Annotated in this window: 14 protein-coding genes; 7 read left to right on the top strand and 7 right to left on the bottom strand. The window is 71.2% G+C overall.

Going from position 1 to position 14327, the window contains the following annotated elements; all coding sequences use genetic code 11:
* Positions 1-382: 382 nt before the first annotated feature.
* Together HUV60_RS11415 and HUV60_RS11410 are read right to left on the bottom strand one after the other, a co-directional pair.
* A complete protein-coding gene (locus HUV60_RS11415; protein ID WP_257847537.1) occupies positions 383-1351 on the bottom strand; it encodes a M28 family metallopeptidase in 969 nt (322 codons plus the stop codon).
* 406 nt (positions 1352-1757) lie between these two features.
* Entirely contained in the window at positions 1758-3437 is a 1680-nt protein-coding gene (locus HUV60_RS11410) for a fumarate hydratase (protein WP_269441173.1), read from the bottom strand.
* 216 nt (positions 3438-3653) lie between these two features.
* On the opposite strand from HUV60_RS11410, the gene HUV60_RS11405 reads away from it, so the two are divergent.
* Together HUV60_RS11405 and HUV60_RS11400 are read left to right on the top strand one after the other, a co-directional pair.
* Complete coding sequence (locus HUV60_RS11405) at positions 3654-4349, top strand: DUF1707 SHOCT-like domain-containing protein (RefSeq protein ID WP_257847539.1); 696 nt, start codon at positions 3654-3656, stop codon at positions 4347-4349.
* A 176-nt stretch (positions 4350-4525) separates the two neighbouring features.
* Positions 4526-4903 carry a WhiB family transcriptional regulator gene (locus HUV60_RS11400; protein ID WP_257847540.1) on the top strand — a complete coding sequence of 126 codons (378 nt, stop codon included), beginning with the start codon at positions 4526-4528 and terminating at the stop codon, positions 4901-4903.
* Positions 4904-5774: 871 nt separating this feature from the next.
* Here the strand turns inward: HUV60_RS11400 and glpX are convergent.
* A complete protein-coding gene (gene glpX / locus HUV60_RS11395) occupies positions 5775-6809 on the bottom strand; it encodes a class II fructose-bisphosphatase (protein WP_257847541.1) in 1035 nt (344 codons plus the stop codon).
* A gap of 125 nt (positions 6810-6934) precedes the next feature.
* Here glpX and HUV60_RS11390 point away from each other — a divergent pair, with 125 nt between their 5' ends.
* Positions 6935-7462 (top strand): DUF4245 domain-containing protein, encoded by a 528-nt coding sequence (locus HUV60_RS11390; RefSeq protein WP_257847542.1) that lies wholly within the window; start codon positions 6935-6937, stop codon positions 7460-7462.
* Positions 7463-7548: 86 nt separating this feature from the next.
* On the opposite strand, the gene HUV60_RS11385 is transcribed toward HUV60_RS11390, so the two are convergent.
* Positions 7549-8139: a malonic semialdehyde reductase gene (locus HUV60_RS11385; RefSeq protein WP_257847543.1), complete on the bottom strand. Its 591-nt coding sequence runs from the start codon at positions 8137-8139 to the stop codon at positions 7549-7551.
* 234 nt (positions 8140-8373) lie between these two features.
* Here HUV60_RS11385 and HUV60_RS11380 point away from each other — a divergent pair, with 234 nt between their 5' ends.
* On the top strand, positions 8374-8586 hold the full coding sequence (locus HUV60_RS11380) for a DUF4287 domain-containing protein (RefSeq protein WP_257847544.1): 213 nt from the start codon (positions 8374-8376) through the stop codon (positions 8584-8586).
* Between the two features lie 41 nt (positions 8587-8627).
* On the opposite strand, the gene HUV60_RS11375 is transcribed toward HUV60_RS11380, so the two are convergent.
* Together HUV60_RS11375 and xseA are read right to left on the bottom strand one after the other, a co-directional pair.
* Positions 8628-8939 (bottom strand): exodeoxyribonuclease VII small subunit, encoded by a 312-nt coding sequence (locus tag HUV60_RS11375; protein WP_257847545.1) that lies wholly within the window; start codon positions 8937-8939, stop codon positions 8628-8630.
* A gap of 9 nt (positions 8940-8948) precedes the next feature.
* Positions 8949-10157 (bottom strand): exodeoxyribonuclease VII large subunit, encoded by a 1209-nt coding sequence (xseA, locus tag HUV60_RS11370; protein ID WP_257847546.1) that lies wholly within the window; start codon positions 10155-10157, stop codon positions 8949-8951.
* A 211-nt stretch (positions 10158-10368) separates the two neighbouring features.
* Between xseA and HUV60_RS11365 the strand changes: the two genes are divergently transcribed.
* Together HUV60_RS11365 and ppgK are read left to right on the top strand one after the other, a co-directional pair.
* Positions 10369-11391 carry a 4-hydroxy-3-methylbut-2-enyl diphosphate reductase gene (locus tag HUV60_RS11365; protein WP_257847547.1) on the top strand — a complete coding sequence of 341 codons (1023 nt, stop codon included), beginning with the start codon at positions 10369-10371 and terminating at the stop codon, positions 11389-11391.
* 144 nt (positions 11392-11535) lie between these two features.
* A complete protein-coding gene (ppgK, locus tag HUV60_RS11360) occupies positions 11536-12282 on the top strand; it encodes a polyphosphate--glucose phosphotransferase (protein WP_257847548.1) in 747 nt (248 codons plus the stop codon).
* Positions 12283-12328: 46 nt separating this feature from the next.
* On the opposite strand, the gene HUV60_RS11355 is transcribed toward ppgK, so the two are convergent.
* Positions 12329-12958: a DUF6542 domain-containing protein gene (locus tag HUV60_RS11355; RefSeq protein ID WP_257847549.1), complete on the bottom strand. Its 630-nt coding sequence runs from the start codon at positions 12956-12958 to the stop codon at positions 12329-12331.
* Between the two features lie 181 nt (positions 12959-13139).
* On the opposite strand from HUV60_RS11355, the gene ychF reads away from it, so the two are divergent.
* A complete protein-coding gene (gene ychF / locus HUV60_RS11350) occupies positions 13140-14228 on the top strand; it encodes a redox-regulated ATPase YchF (RefSeq protein WP_257847550.1) in 1089 nt (362 codons plus the stop codon).
* The last annotated feature ends 99 nt before the right edge of the window (positions 14229-14327 follow it).

The raw sequence follows: 14327 nt of genomic DNA, 5'->3' as shown, positions 1-14327 counted from the left end.
CACAGCAGTGGTGCGGGCCGGGTGTATTCCTGCCGGCCCCTGCCAGCATTCCGCGCGGGTACCCGGAACGGACTCCGCCCCGCCGCGAGGGAGTGGCGGGGCGGAGTGCCCCGTGGAGACCGGCGCCGGCCGGGTGCCACGGAGGCACGTGTCGTCGGCCAGGAGGCCCGACCGCGGGGACGCGCTCCCACCGACCGTGTGGACCTTCGGAGAGGGAGACGGCCACCCGGCGGCCCGCGTACGCCGTCAGGCCGACCGGGCGCCGCACGCATCCGCTCCGCTACGGGTGTCGGCGTCGGACGGCGTGGTGAGCGTGCCGCCGTCGGCCTCGGGCGTGGAGCCGTCGTACGCCGCCGGGCCGGGAACCGGCGGCTTCCCGGTTTCAGGAGACGGCTTGCTGCCAGAGGGTGTGGGCGATGCCGTCGGCCGCACGGTTCAGGCCGGTGGTGTCGATGTTGGCGAGGGTGTCGCAGGACCGGTGGTAGCAGGGGTCGTAGGCGGAACCGGCCGTGCCGCCCCATTTGGTGGCCTGCGCGGACGTCTTGCGGGCGCCGGCGCCCATCGCGTAGCCGGAGGTGGGGATGCCGGCCTGCTGGAAGGGGTAGTCGTCGCTGCGCCCGGCGCCCTCGGTGTTCTCCTCGGGCCGCAGACCCAGCGAGTCCCAGTACGCCTTCATCGGCGCGGCGGCCGACGAGGTGATGCGGTTGATGAAGTAGCCGCCGTTGGTCGAGGCGATCATGTCGAAGTTGTAGTACGCCCGGACCCTGGAGCGCTGGGTGGAGGACAGCGAACGGACGTAGAAATCCGAGCCGTTGAGGCCCTGCTCCTCGTCGGTCCACCAGGCGAAGCGGACCCGGTTGCGCATGGCCGGGTTCTGCTGGGCCAGGGCCAGGGCGTTCTCCAGGAGCGCGGCCGAGCCGGAGCCGTTGTCGTTCATGCCGGGGCCCGCCGAGACGCCGTCGAGGTGGGCGCCGAACATGTACACGTTGTTCGCGTCGCCCTGCGGCCACTCGGCGATCAGGTTGGGACCCGCTCCTCTGGTGCAGCCGGAGGTGCAGGGCTGCTCGGTGACGGTGTACCCGGCCGCCTGCAGCTTGCCCTTCACGTAGGCGACCGAGTCGAGGTACCCCTGGGTGGTGGAGCGGCGGTTGCCGCCGTTGCGGCCGGCGATGGCGCTGAGTTCGCTCAGGTGGGCCCGCACCTTCGCCACGTCGACGTCGGGCGCGGCGAGCGCGTTCACGACGGCGACGGACCGGCCCGGTCCCGCGGGAGCGGCGGCTGCGGCGGGGAGTGTCCCGCAGCCGAGCGCGACGGCGAGGGAGAAGCTCGCCACGGTGAATCGTCGTCTCACACTGTCTCCTTCGGGAGGTGGTCGTGGGGTGGGCCACAGGGAGCCTGGCGTGGCGAGCGCATGTCAAGGTGGCGAGAAGGTTCACAGCGAAGGGGGGGAGAGTCAACGGAAACGGGCTCCGTGTGGAGAGGTTGTCCAAAAACGGAACACGGCGTCCGCTATCCGGGCGCGCGGGACCCTGCGGCAGCCCCCGCGTGCCTTTCCGGGGCCTGTCGTGAGGGCGCGCCGGTGCCGAGTCGGCCCAGCCGGTCGAGGACGGACCGCGGGGGTGGGCCCCCGCCCGGCCGGCGTTCGAGGACGAGGCCCGGCCGGGGCCGGAGGAGGGCCGGGGTGCGGCCCCGGGGACGGGAGGAAAAGGGGCGGCGGGGGCTGGAACCTCAACCGCCGCCCCCCCCGGGGGGGGGCGCTACGCCGGCCCCGGCCCCCGCACCGGAATCGACGTGAACGTCGGCTGCCGCGGCGAAGGATCCTGGAAGAAGTCGTTGCCCTTGTCGTCCACGACGACGAACGCCGGGAAGTTCTCGACCTCGATCTTCCAGACCGCCTCCATGCCGAGCTCCTCGTACTCCAGGACCTCGACCTTCTTGATGCAGTCCTGGGCGAGCCGGGCGGCCGGCCCGCCGATCGATCCGAGGTAGAAGCCGCCGTGCGCGTCGCACGCGTCGGTGACCTGCATGCTGCGGTTGCCCTTGGCGAGCATCACCTTGGAGCCGCCCGCCGCCTGGAACTGCTCGACGTAGGAGTCCATGCGGCCGGCTGTGGTCGGGCCGAAGGAGCCGGACGCGTAGCCCTCGGGGGTCTTGGCCGGACCGGCGTAGTACACCGGGTGGTCCTTGAGGTACTGCGGCATCCCCTCGCCCGCGTCCAGCCGTTCCTTGATCTTGGCGTGCGCGATGTCGCGGGCGACGACCAACGGGCCGGTGAGGGAGAGGCGGGTCTTCACCGGGTACGTGGTGAGCTCCGCGAGGATGTCGTCCATCGGCTGGTTGAGGTCGACCCTGACGACGTTGCCCTCGGCCTCCAGCTGCTCGTCCGTCGTCTCCGGGAGGAACCGCGCGGGGTCCCGCTCCAACTGCTCGAGGAAGACCCCCTCGGCGGTGATCTTCGCGACGGCCTGGCGGTCGGCGGAGCAGGAGACGGCGATCGCGACCGGGCAGGACGCGCCGTGCCGCGGCAGCCGGACCACGCGGACGTCGTGGCAGAAGTACTTGCCGCCGAACTGCGCGCCGATGCCGATCCTCTGGGTCAGCTCGAAGACCTTGTCCTCCAGCGCCTTGTCGCGGAAGCCGTGGCCGAGCGGGGAGCCCTCGGAGGGGATCTCGTCGAGGTAGTGCGCGGAGGCGTACTTCGCGGTCTTCAGCGCGTACTCGGCGGAGGTGCCGCCGACGACGATCGCCAGATGGTACGGCGGACAGGCGGACGTGCCGAGCGAACGGATCTTCTCCTCCAGGAACTTCATCATGGAGGACTCGTTCAGGACGGCCTTGGTCTCCTGGTAGAGGAAGCTCTTGTTGGCGGAGCCGCCGCCCTTGGCCATGAACAGGAACTTGTAGGTGCCGCCGTCGGTGGCGTACAGCTCGATCTGGGCGGGGAGGTTGGAGCCGGTGTTCTTCTCCTCCCACATGGTCAGGGGCGCCATCTGGGAGTAGCGCAGGTTGAGGTTGTGGTACGCGTCGTAGATGCCCCGGGAGAGGGCCTCCTCGTCGCCGCCCCCGGTGAGGACGTTCTGGCCGCGCTTGCCCATGACGATCGCGGTGCCGGTGTCCTGGCACATGGGGAGCACGCCGGCCGCCGCGATGTTGGCGTTCTTCAGCAGGTCCAGGGCGACGAACTTGTCGTTCGACGAGGCCTCGGGGTCGTCGACGATGCGGCGCAGCTGGGCGAGGTGTGCGGGGCGGAGGTAGTGCTGGATGTCGCGGATGGCCTCTTCGGCGAGCTTGCGCAGCGCCTCCGGCTCGACCTTGAGGAAGGTCCGTCCGTCGGCCTCGAAGGTGGAGACACCTTCGGAGGTCACCAGCCGGTAGGGGGTGGTGTCCTCTCCCGTGGGGAGCAGATCGGCGTACTCGAACTCAGGCATCTCGCCCATTCCTCACTCGACGGGTGGCCGCCCGCCGACGCCGGCGAGCGGCCACCAGCGTAGGACCTGTCGCGGTGGGGGAACCTGTGAGGTTGTCCTCAGTTGCTGTCGGCCACGGCCCGGCCGCGGGCTCTCGCGCTTCCCGTCCAGCGGTTCCCGTGGGGTTCGCGGGTATTTCGCGACAGGGGGTAGTCGCGATCTATCGCGTTTGGGTACGCTGCTGCCGTGGACCTTCAGAAGCACGCCCAGCCGCAGGACAGCGCGCCGCGGGCCGCCGAGCTGCGCGTCTCGGACGCCGACCGCGACCGTGTCGCCGACCTTCTGCGCGATGCCCTCGCCGAAGGCAGACTGACCCCCGAGGAGCACTCCGGGCGTGTCGAGGGCGTGCTGGCCGCCAGGACCGAGGGGGAGCTCGAGGTGTTCGTACGGGACCTGCCGGGCGCCCACCAGCGGCGCGCGACCCCTGCCGCGGTGCCCGGCCGGCCCGCCGCGGGCGCCTTCCCGACGGAGCCCGACGACAACGTGGTCGCGGTCTTCAGCGCCGCCACCCGCAAGGGCCGCCGGCGGGCGGGCCGCCGCATCCACGTGTACGCGGTCTTCGGCAGTGTCGAGATAGACCTCAGTGAGGCGATCTTCGACCACCAGCAGGTCGTGATCAAGGCCTTCTCGGTCTTCGGCAACGTCGAGGTCCGCGTCCCGGAGAACGTGTCGCTGCGCGGCATGGGCGGGGGCGTCCTCGGCAACTTCGAGGTGGCCTCGCTGGACACGGAGGACCCCGAGGCGCCGGTGGTCTACGTGGACGGCTGGGCGGTGCTGGGCAACGTCGAGGCACGGCCCAGGCGGGGCAAGCTGGTGGCGGACATCCTCGACCGGGTGCAGCGCTCGGTGGACAAGAGTCTGCGGTGGCGCCGGGACCATTGAGGCCCGTGAAGCGGAGGCGTCCCGTCGATGCGGCCGGGTCACCGGTGCGGTGGCGGTATAGGCCGAATTCCGGTGCCGGAAACGGCGGTTCGGGACTCAGTGCATAGGCGTGCGCACAGCGGGTAAGCCTTGCTGCATCGTCTCTCGCTCGCGAAGCCGTCGTCAGGAGTAGACCCGTGCCGCAACCGCCGCATTCGTCCCTGCAGGTAGCTGCCGTTCCGGCCCAGCGGGTGCCGACGCGAGACAGGGACCAGGACGCGCCCTGGCACACCGAGGCGGTGTGCCGGCGCGACGAGGCAGGACTGTTCTTCGCCCCGTCGAAGGAGCCCACGGCCGCCAGGCTCTCCCGCGAGGAGGCCGCCAAGCGGGTCTGCGCCCGCTGCCCGGTGATGGTGGAGTGCCGGGAGCACGCCCTGCTCCAGCCCGAGCCCTACGGAGTCTGGGGCGGCCTGACCGCCGCCGAGCGCCGCGTGGTCCTGGCCCGACGCCGCCGCCGAGACCTGGAACTCCAGAAGGCGGCCCGCACGGGCGGCCCCGTAGCAGCAGCAGGCTGACCGGCCCCCGGCCCTCCGGGCCCCGCACACCCGGCCCACCCGGGGCCGCGGAGAACCACGCGCCCTGCGCTGTGCAGGGGGCGCGTTCCCGGGGTGTGACCGAGACGCGCGCCGAAGGGGCAACGAGATGATCTTGAAGCTCTGATCCGCTCTGATCCGCTCTGATCCGCTCTGATCCGCGTGCGGCGGGGTCGCGTCCGGCGACGTGCCGGGCGACCGCGTCGACGCCGGGGCGGGCGTACCGCTCCAGTGAGCAAACCGAGCCGTGGCGGGAGCGGGCCGGCGGCATCGGGGCGGAGGTACCGCCCTCCGCGTCGTGGGTGAGCGCGGAAGGCCGCAGCCGGTGCAGCGCGAAGTCGTCCGGATCCCCGATGTCCTGCTCGGCGCGGCCGCGAACGCGGCGGGCTCCTCGGCCCGTTCGGCGTTCCGGTCGCCCGCCGAGCTCCAGTGCGAGCGGATCGTGGCGAACACCACGGCGGGCTCGCCCCCGCGCGGGCCCGCGGCCGGGTGGGCGCCGGCCCAAGCGCATCGAGGGCCAAGCCGCGCTCGCCCAGCGGCTCCACGACGAGCGGGAGGAAACCGTCCAGCAGATCGCCGACGTGTTCGGCGTGCCTCGGCCGACGGTGTACGGACACCTCGGCAAGACCGGGACCGCCCGCCCCCCCCCGCCAGCCCGGGAAACCTTCGGCAGCGAAGCCCTGAAAGCCGCCAGCGCGTTACCTGTCACCTGGCTCGCCGCTCGTCAGTGGGTGTCGCACACACTTCCAGAGCGGGCCCGCACCCTTCGGCGGGACCGCCGGACGGCACGAGGCGGGGGCCCACGGACCGCACACCCGTGGGCCCCGCACCACCTCCGGCGAACCCCGCGGAGCTACTTCGCCCGGTCGAAATCCACTGCACTGTACGCACGCAGCTTGCTCAGCCGGTGCTCGGAGTCGATCCGCCGCACCGTCCCCGACCTGGACCGCATCACGATGGAGTCGGTCGTGGCGGTCTCGGACCGGTATCGCACCCCGCGCAGCAGTTCGCCGTCGGTGATGCCGGTGGCCACGAAGAACACGTTGTCGCCGGTGACGAGGTCCGCGTCGGTCAGCACCCGGTCGAGGTCGTGCCCCGCGTCGAGCGCGCGCTGCCGCTCCGCGTCGTCCTGCGGCCACAGCTTGCCCTGGAGGGTGCCGCCGAGGCACTTCACGGCACAGGCCGAGATGATGCCCTCGGGGGTGCCGCCGATGCCGAGCAGCAGGTCGATGCCGGTGCCCTCGCGCAGGGCGAGAATCGAGCCGGCCACGTCACCGTCGGAGATCAGTTTGATGCGCGCACCGGTCTCTCTGATCTCCTTGATGATGCCCTCGTGCCGAGGCCGGTCGAGGATCACCACCGTGACGTCCTCGGGGGTCGCCCGCTTGGCCCTGGCGACCCGGCGGATGTTCACGGACACGGGCGCGTCGATGTCGACGAAGTCGGCGGCCTCGGGGCCGGTGACCAGCTTGTCCATGTAGAACACGGCAGACGGGTCGAACATCGAGCCGCGTTCGGCGGCGGCCAGCACGGCGATCGCGTTGGTCATGCCCTTGGCGGTCAGCGTGGTGCCGTCGATCGGGTCGACGGCGATGTCGCACTCGGGCCCGGTCCCGTCGCCCACGCGCTCCCCGTTGAAGAGCATGGGGGCCTCGTCCTTCTCCCCCTCGCCGATGACGACGACGCCGTTCATCGAGACGGTGGAGACGAGGGTGCGCATGGCGCGTACCGCGGCCCCGTCGGCGCCGTTCTTGTCGCCGCGCCCGACCCAGCGCCCGGCGGCCATCGCGGCGGCCTCGGTGACCCGGACGAGTTCCATGGCGAGGTTGCGGTCGGGAGCTTCGGAGGGCACATCGAGTTCGGACGGCAACTGATGATTCTCGGTCATCGGAGCGCACCTTTCTGTACGACGACGGCCGGATGAGGGTGTTGAGCCCGACTCTAGCGCCGGGCAGACAGAATGAGCAGGGGGCCCCACGGATGAGCGGACCGGGCACCTGCGACGATAGGGGGGTGGCAGGAACGAACAGCACGCAGAAGTCGGCCCGGGACATGATCCTTTCCCTGGGTCTCATCTTGCTCGCCGCGGGAGTGATCTGGCTGTTCATCCCGCACGACGGCAGCGAGCCCGACCTCAAGCGGGTCGACTACCGCGTCGACCTGCTCACCGCGCGCCGTGCCGCCGCCTACGCGGTGGCCGCGCCCGAGGGGCTGCCCGAGGCGTGGAAGCCCACCTCCGTCCGTTTCCAGGGCGAGGAGTTCGACGCCTGGCACCTCGGCTACCGAGCCCCCGACGGGGAGTACGTGGCGGTGGAGCAGTCGACTCGGAAGCCGGTGGTCTTCATCGAGGACGAGACCCAGGGCGCGGAGGAGACCGGGAGGACGCAGCAGATCGCCGGCAGGACCTGGACCCGGTACGAGGGCGATCGGTACGACGCGCTGGTGCTCGAGGACGAGGACTCGACCACGGTGGTGACGGGCACGGCGTCCTTCGCCCGGCTGGCGGAGATGGCCGGGGCCCTGCGCACCGAATCCGACTGATCGGCGTACGGCAGGCACCTCCGATGGCGTGTCGGGGGGCGTCCTGCCGTATGCGCGTGCCGTGCGCGCCGCGGCGCAGGCGTGGGTCAGACGGTGGTGACGACCTGGCCGTACTCCAGGCGAGGACTGCGCGGGAACCAGGCGTCCTGGCCGGGGCGGCCGATGTTGACGACCATCAGCGGGGTGTGGTCGTCGTCGAGGAATTCCTTGCGGATGCCCTCGAGGTCGCCGCCGGTCATCGGGCCGGCGGCCAGACCCGCGGCGCGCACACCGACGATGAAGTACGCGGCCTGGAGGGCGGCGTTCAACGCGGCGTTCTTCTCCCGCACCAGGCGGTCGGCGGCGAACATGTCCTTGGCCTGTGGGAAGTGCGGGAAGAGGCGCGGCAGTTCCTCGTGGAACTCGTTGTCCGCGGAGAGGATCGCGACCAGCGGGGCGGCGGCCGTCTTGGGCTTGTTGCCCTCGGACATGTGCTGGACGAGACGCTCGCGGGCCTCGGGGGAGCGGACCAGGGTGACGCGCAGCGGCGACTGGTTCATGGAGGTCGGGCCGTACTTGACCAGGTCGTAGATGGCCTGCACCTGCTCGTCGGTCACCGGCTCGTCGGTGAACGTGTTGGCGGTGCGTGCCTCACGGAAGAGCAGGTTCTGGGCGGCGGCGTCAAGAACGAGGGACATGCGTGATCTTTCTGGAGGAGGGTGTCGGCTCCGCACGACCTGCGCGCAGCCCTTGGCGGAGAAAACGCTACGCCAGAGAAGTTCAAAGTTCAATCAAAATGGGGTGCGGTGATCCGCTTCACGGCTCTGTTCGCCGGGTGACGCGGACCACGTCGATTCTCCGATCACTTCCCCGCCCGCCTCCGGTCCTGCAAGCAGTACGCCATCATCCGGAGCAGAGGGGACCGACCCGATATGGCCGCCACCGCCAAGGGCCCAGCCAGCTACTTTCCGTCGATCGAGAAGAAGCACGGCCGTCCGATCGCGGAGTGGAAGGAGCTGATCCGCTCCTCGCCGCTCGTCAAGCACACGGAGCTGGTCGCCTGGCTCAAGGCCGAGCACGGCCTGGGCCACGGCCACGCGAACGCCCTCGTCGCCCACGCACTGGCCGAGGGCGACGCCAGGTAGCTCCGGGCCCGTCGGACGGGCCGGGGCGGGCCGCACGCGGCCTACAGGTCCCCGGACCCGTCCTCCGCGCGCCCCGCGCCGGCGGTCTCCTCCGCGAGTGCCGCGTCCAGCCGGGCCCGTGCCCCGTCCAGCCGGCTCCGGCACACCTTGGCCAGCTCCTCGCCCCGCTCCCAGAGCGCGAGAGACTCCTCCAGCGTCGTACCGCCCGTTTCCAGACGGCGTACGACCTCGATCAGCTCGTCCCGTGCCTGCTCGTACCCGAGCGCCTCGGCCGCGGCCTCCGCCCGACCGGCGGCCCCCGCCGCCTGCCCGGTCTGCCCGGTCTGCCCGGTCTGCTCCGTCTTGCTGGTCATCCGCCCACCCTACGCATCGACTCGGACACTGAACTCGCCCTCGGACACCCGTGCCCGCAACGCCTCACCGGCCTCCACCTCGCCCGGATCACGCACCGCGTGCCCGTCGGCCCGCTGCAGCACGGCGTACCCGCGCTTCAGCGTCGCGGCGGGGGACAGGGCCACCACGCGTGCGTGCGTGTGCGTCAGCTCGGAGTCGGTCCGGTCCAGCTGGTGCCGCAGAGAGCGCCGGGCCCGGTCGAGCAGCGCGGTGACCTCCTCGGCCCGTCCGTCGATCATCCGGTGCGGTTCTTCCATGGAGGGCCGGGCCAGCGCATGGGCCAGCCCCCGCTCCTCCCGGTCGACGAACGCCTGGACGCAGCGCCGCGCACGGTCGCGCAGCAGCCGCACCCGCTCGTACTCCTCGCCCACGTCCGGGACCACCTTCTTGGCGGCGTCCGTCGGAGTGGAGGCCCGCACGTCGGCGACATGATCCAGGAGCGGGTTGTCCGGCTCGTGCCCGATCGCGGAGACGACCGGCGTACGGCAGGCCGCCACCGCCCGCACCAGCTGCTCGTCGGAGAACGGCAGCAGGTCCTCCACGCTGCCCCCGCCCCGCGCCACGACGATCACGTCCACCTCGTCGACCGCGTCCAGCTCCTTCACGGCCTGGACGACCTGCGGCACCGCGTGCACGCCCTGCACGGCGACATTGCGCACCTCGAAGCGGACGGCGGGCCAGCGGCGCCGGGCATTCTCCAGCACGTCCCGCTCGGCGGCCGAGGCGCGCCCGCAGGCCAGCCCGATCAGCCGCGGCAGGAACGGCAGCGTCTTCTTCCGCTCCGGCGCGAAAAGTCCCTCCCGCGCGAGGGACTTCTTCAGCTGCTCGAGCCGCGCGAGCAGCTCCCCGACCCCGACCGGTCTGATCTCGGCGGCCCGCAGCGACAGCTGCCCGCGCGGGGCGTACCACTCGGGCTTGCAGTGCACCACGACCCGTGTGCCCTCGCCGACGACGTCGGTGACGGCGTCGAACACCTGCCGGTAGCAGGTCACTCCGACGGAGATGTCGTACGAGGCGTCCCGCAGCGTCATGAACACCACGCCGGCCCCCGGCCGCCGCGACAGCTGGGTGATCTGCCCCTCGACCCACACCGCGCCGAGCCGGTCGATCCACCCCCCGATGAGCCGTGACACCTCACCGACCGGGATGGGCGCTTCCGCAGACGTGTTGACAGCCATGCCGCGAGAGTAGTGCGGGTCACCGACACCAGGGGCCACCACCGGGCGGCGACCCGGTGCCGTACACCGTCCGCCCGTGCCCGCGCACCGCCCGCCCATGCGCCCGGTGCGCCCGTACGTCCTGCTCACCGCCCCCGCGCATCCGGAACCCGGGCCGGTCCGGCGCCTTCCGCCGGATGCGATCACCGGACGGCCGGACACGGCCCTTACGATGGGACGCATGACTGCTTCGCCTGGCCGCCGTGTCCTGCTCGCCGCCCCCCGGGGCTACTGCGCGGGCGTGGACCGCGCCGTGATCGCCGTCGAGAAGGCCCTGGAGCAGTATGGGGCCCCCGTCTACGTCCGGCACGAGATCGTGCACAACAAGTACGTCGTGCAGACCCTGGAGAAGAAGGGCGCCGTCTTCGTCGAACGGACGGAGGAGGTGCCGCCGGGCAACATCGTCATGTTCTCCGCGCACGGCGTGGCCCCCGTCGTCCACGAGGAGGCCGAGCGCGGCCGGCTCGCCACCATCGACGCGACCTGCCCGCTGGTCACCAAGGTGCACAAGGAAGCGGTCCGGTTCGCAGGCGAGGACTACGACATCCTCCTGATCGGGCACGAGGGTCACGAGGAGGTCATCGGCACCTCCGGCGAGGCCCCCGACCACATCCAGCTCGTCGACGGCCCCGGGGACGTCGCCAAGGTCGAGGTCCGCGACCCGTCGAAGGTGGTCTGGCTCTCCCAGACCACCCTCTCGGTGGACGAGACCATGGAGACCGTCGACGCACTCAAGGACAAGTTCCCCCAGCTGATCTCCCCGCCCAGCGACGACATCTGCTACGCCACGCAGAACCGCCAGCTCGCGGTCAAGCAGATGGGCGCCGAGGCGGACCTGGTGATCGTGGTCGGCTCGCGGAACTCCTCGAACTCCAAGCGTCTCGTCGAGGTCGCCAAGATCGCGGGCGCCCGTGACGCCCACCTGGTGGACTTCGCCGACGAGATCGACGAGTCCTGGCTGGAGGGTGTCGCCACGGTCGGCGTCACCTCGGGCGCCTCGGTGCCGGAGGTACTGGTCGAGCAGGTCCTGGAACGGCTCGCGCAGCGCGGCTTCGAGGACGTCGAGATCGTCAAGGCCGCGGAGGAGTCCATCATCTTCTCGCTGCCCAAGGAACTGCGCCGCGACCTGCGCGAGGAGGCGGCGACGCTGGTGGCGGAGCGCGGCGGCACGGGGACGGGCCAGGCCTCGGCGTAGTGGGGCCGGCGCGGCGCGCCGACGGGTGAGAACACCCGGGGACGTGACGGCGTGACGTCGTCACGTCCCCATTCCTCACCCCGTGTCCGATCGGTGACGACGTTCGATTCGGTGACCGTTCACCGTCCGGCTTAACGTGGTTCCATGCAGATCTTCGGTGTGGACATCGGCGGGTCCGGGATCAAGGGTGCCCCGGTCGACCTGGACAAGGGGGACCTGGCGCAGGAGCGCTGCAAGGTCCTCACCCCGCACCCGTCCACGCCGGACGCGGTGGCCGACGGGGTCAAGCAGGTCATCGACCACTTCGGCTGGACCGGCCCGGTCGGGGTCACCTTCCCGGGCGTGGTCACCGGCGGCACCACGATCCGTTCGGCGGCCAACGTCGACAAGGGCTGGATCCACACCGACGCGCGCGTCCTGCTCGGCGACCGCCTCGGTGGCCTGCCCGTGACCGTCGTCAACGACGCGGACGCGGCGGGCGTCGCCGAGATGCACTTCGGCGCCGGCAAGGGCCGCCGGGGCACGGTCGTCATGCTGACGTTCGGTACGGGCATCGGCAGCGCCGTCTTCGTGGACGGCGTCCTGGTCCCCAACACGGAGCTCGGCCACCTGGAGCTGCACGGCCACGAGGCGGAGAAGCGGGCGTCCAGCAAGGCCAGGGAGGACCACGAGCTGACGTGGGAGCACTGGGCGCACCGGGTGCAGAAGTACCTGGCTCACCTGGAGATGCTGTTCTCGCCGGAGCTGTTCGTGATCGGTGGCGGTGTCAGCCGCAAGTCCGAGAAGTTCCTGTCCCATATCGAGGGCATCAAGGCCGAGGTCGTCCCGGCGCACCTGCAGAACAACGCGGGCATCGTGGGAGCGGCGATGCGCGCGGCCACGGGGATGTAGGACACCGGGCGCATCCGGGTGTCCGGATACTCGGAACACCCGGATGTCAGGCCCGGCCCCGGGCGGCGGCGGTCCGCCGGTTGATCGTACGGATCGTGCGCATCCGCCGGCCGAGCACGATCACACCGGCGACCAGGGTCCCCCCGTACAGCCAGCCGGCCTGGGTGGCCAGGCCGGTCACCATACCCATGAGCCGGCCCCCGATTCCTCCGTCGCCCTCGTCGGCGACCGGGATCAGGCCCAGGGCGAAGGCGATCGGGACGACGACGGGCGCGGTGAGCAGGTCCCCCTCGCGCACCCACAGAGCGGTCAGCGCGCACGCCGGCAGGAACAGTACGCCGTACACGACCTGGGACGCCCCGAACAGCAGCGTGACGAGGAACCCGAGCGCCAGCATCACGAGCCCGCAGAAGAGGCCGCCGCCGAGGCCGGTGAGCCGGGGATTCGGCAGCCGCTGGGCCGCGGGGGAAGGAGCGGGCCGGCGGGTCGGCGCGGGCCCGCGCCGGTCCGGACGGGCGGGCCGCGCGGACCGCGCGACACCACCCCCGGGGGCTCGCCCCGCCTGCGGAGGCAGCGGAGGCAGCGGAGGCAGCGGCGGCAGCGGCGGCTTGGGCGGCCGGGCCGGCCGGTCGCGTCGCGGTCCGTACTGGGCAGGTCGCGTGCTGTGTTGCTCCACTGGACCAACCTAGGTCTGTTTATGTGCCGAATGGGCTGTCAGACACGCCGAGGAGCGGGGGCTGTCCAGGTGTTCGATTCGTAGGCGGGGCGTGGGCGGGGACGCCGTAGACTGGTGGATCGGCCCACGCGCCCAGTCGGCCGACCCTCGCCCCCCATCCTCACGTACGGGAAGTCGCAACGTGTCGCTCACGATCGGAATCGTCGGTCTGCCGAATGTCGGCAAGTCGACCCTGTTCAACGCCCTGACCAAGAACGACGTGCTGGCGGCCAACTACCCGTTCGCCACCATCGAGCCGAACGTCGGCGTCGTCGGCGTCCCCGACGCCCGGCTGGCGAAGCTCGCGGAGATCTTCGGTTCCCAGCGGGTCCTCCCGGCCACGGTCGACTTCGTCGACATCGCGGGCATCGTGCGCGGCGCCAGCGAGGGCGAGGGCCTCGGCAACAAGTTCCTGGCGAACATCCGGGAGTCCGACGCGATCTGCCAGGTCATCCGCGCCTTCCAGGACGAGAACGTCGTCCATGTCGACGGCAAGGTCTCGCCGAAGGACGACATCGAGACGATCAACACCGAGCTGATCCTCGCCGATCTGCAGACCATCGAGAAGGTCCTGCCGCGCCTGCAGAAGGAGTCGCGGATCAAGAAGGACATCGCGTCCAAGGTCAAGGCGGTCGAGGAGGCCAAGGAGATCCTGGAGAAGGGCGACACGCTCTTCACCCACGGCATCGTCCAGGGCGGCGAGCGCAACGAACTCCTGCACGACCTGCACCTGCTCACCACCAAGCCCTTCCTCTACGTCTTCAACGTCGACGAGGACGAGCTGACCGACGAGGACTTCAAGAACGAGCAGCGCGCCCTGGTCGCCCCCGCCGAGGCGATCTTCCTCAACGCCAAGCTGGAGGCGGACCTCGCCGAGCTGGACGAGGAGGACGCCATGGAACTGCTGGAGTCGGTCGGCGCCGAGGAGCCCGGCCTCGCCACCCTCGCCCGCGTCGGCTTCAACACCCTCGGTCTGCAGACCTACCTGACCGCGGGCCCGAAGGAGTCCCGCGCCTGGACCATCAAGCGAGGCGCCACCGCCCCCGAGGCCGCCGGAGTCATCCACACCGACTTCCAGAAGGGCTTCATCAAGGCCGAGGTCATCTCCTTCGACGACCTCGTCGAAACCGGATCGGTCGCCGAGGCTCGGGCCAAGGGCAAGGCCCGCATGGAAGGCAAGGACTACGTCATGCGCGACGGCGACGTGGTGGAGTTCCGCTTCAACGTCTAATGCGTCCGGCGAAAGGCCGTCTGACCTGCGGCGGAGCGGGTTGGGCGGCCTTTGCGGTCCGCACAGAGTCCGCAGCGTGCTGACTTCGGTCAGCACGCG

Origin of the sequence: Streptomyces sp. KMM 9044 (assembly GCF_024701375.2) — a bacterium.
Classification (GTDB): Bacteria; Actinomycetota; Actinomycetes; order Streptomycetales; family Streptomycetaceae; genus Streptomyces.
The sequence above is the reverse complement of the archived record's forward strand: the minus strand, read 5'-3'. Positions and strand labels throughout refer to the sequence as shown.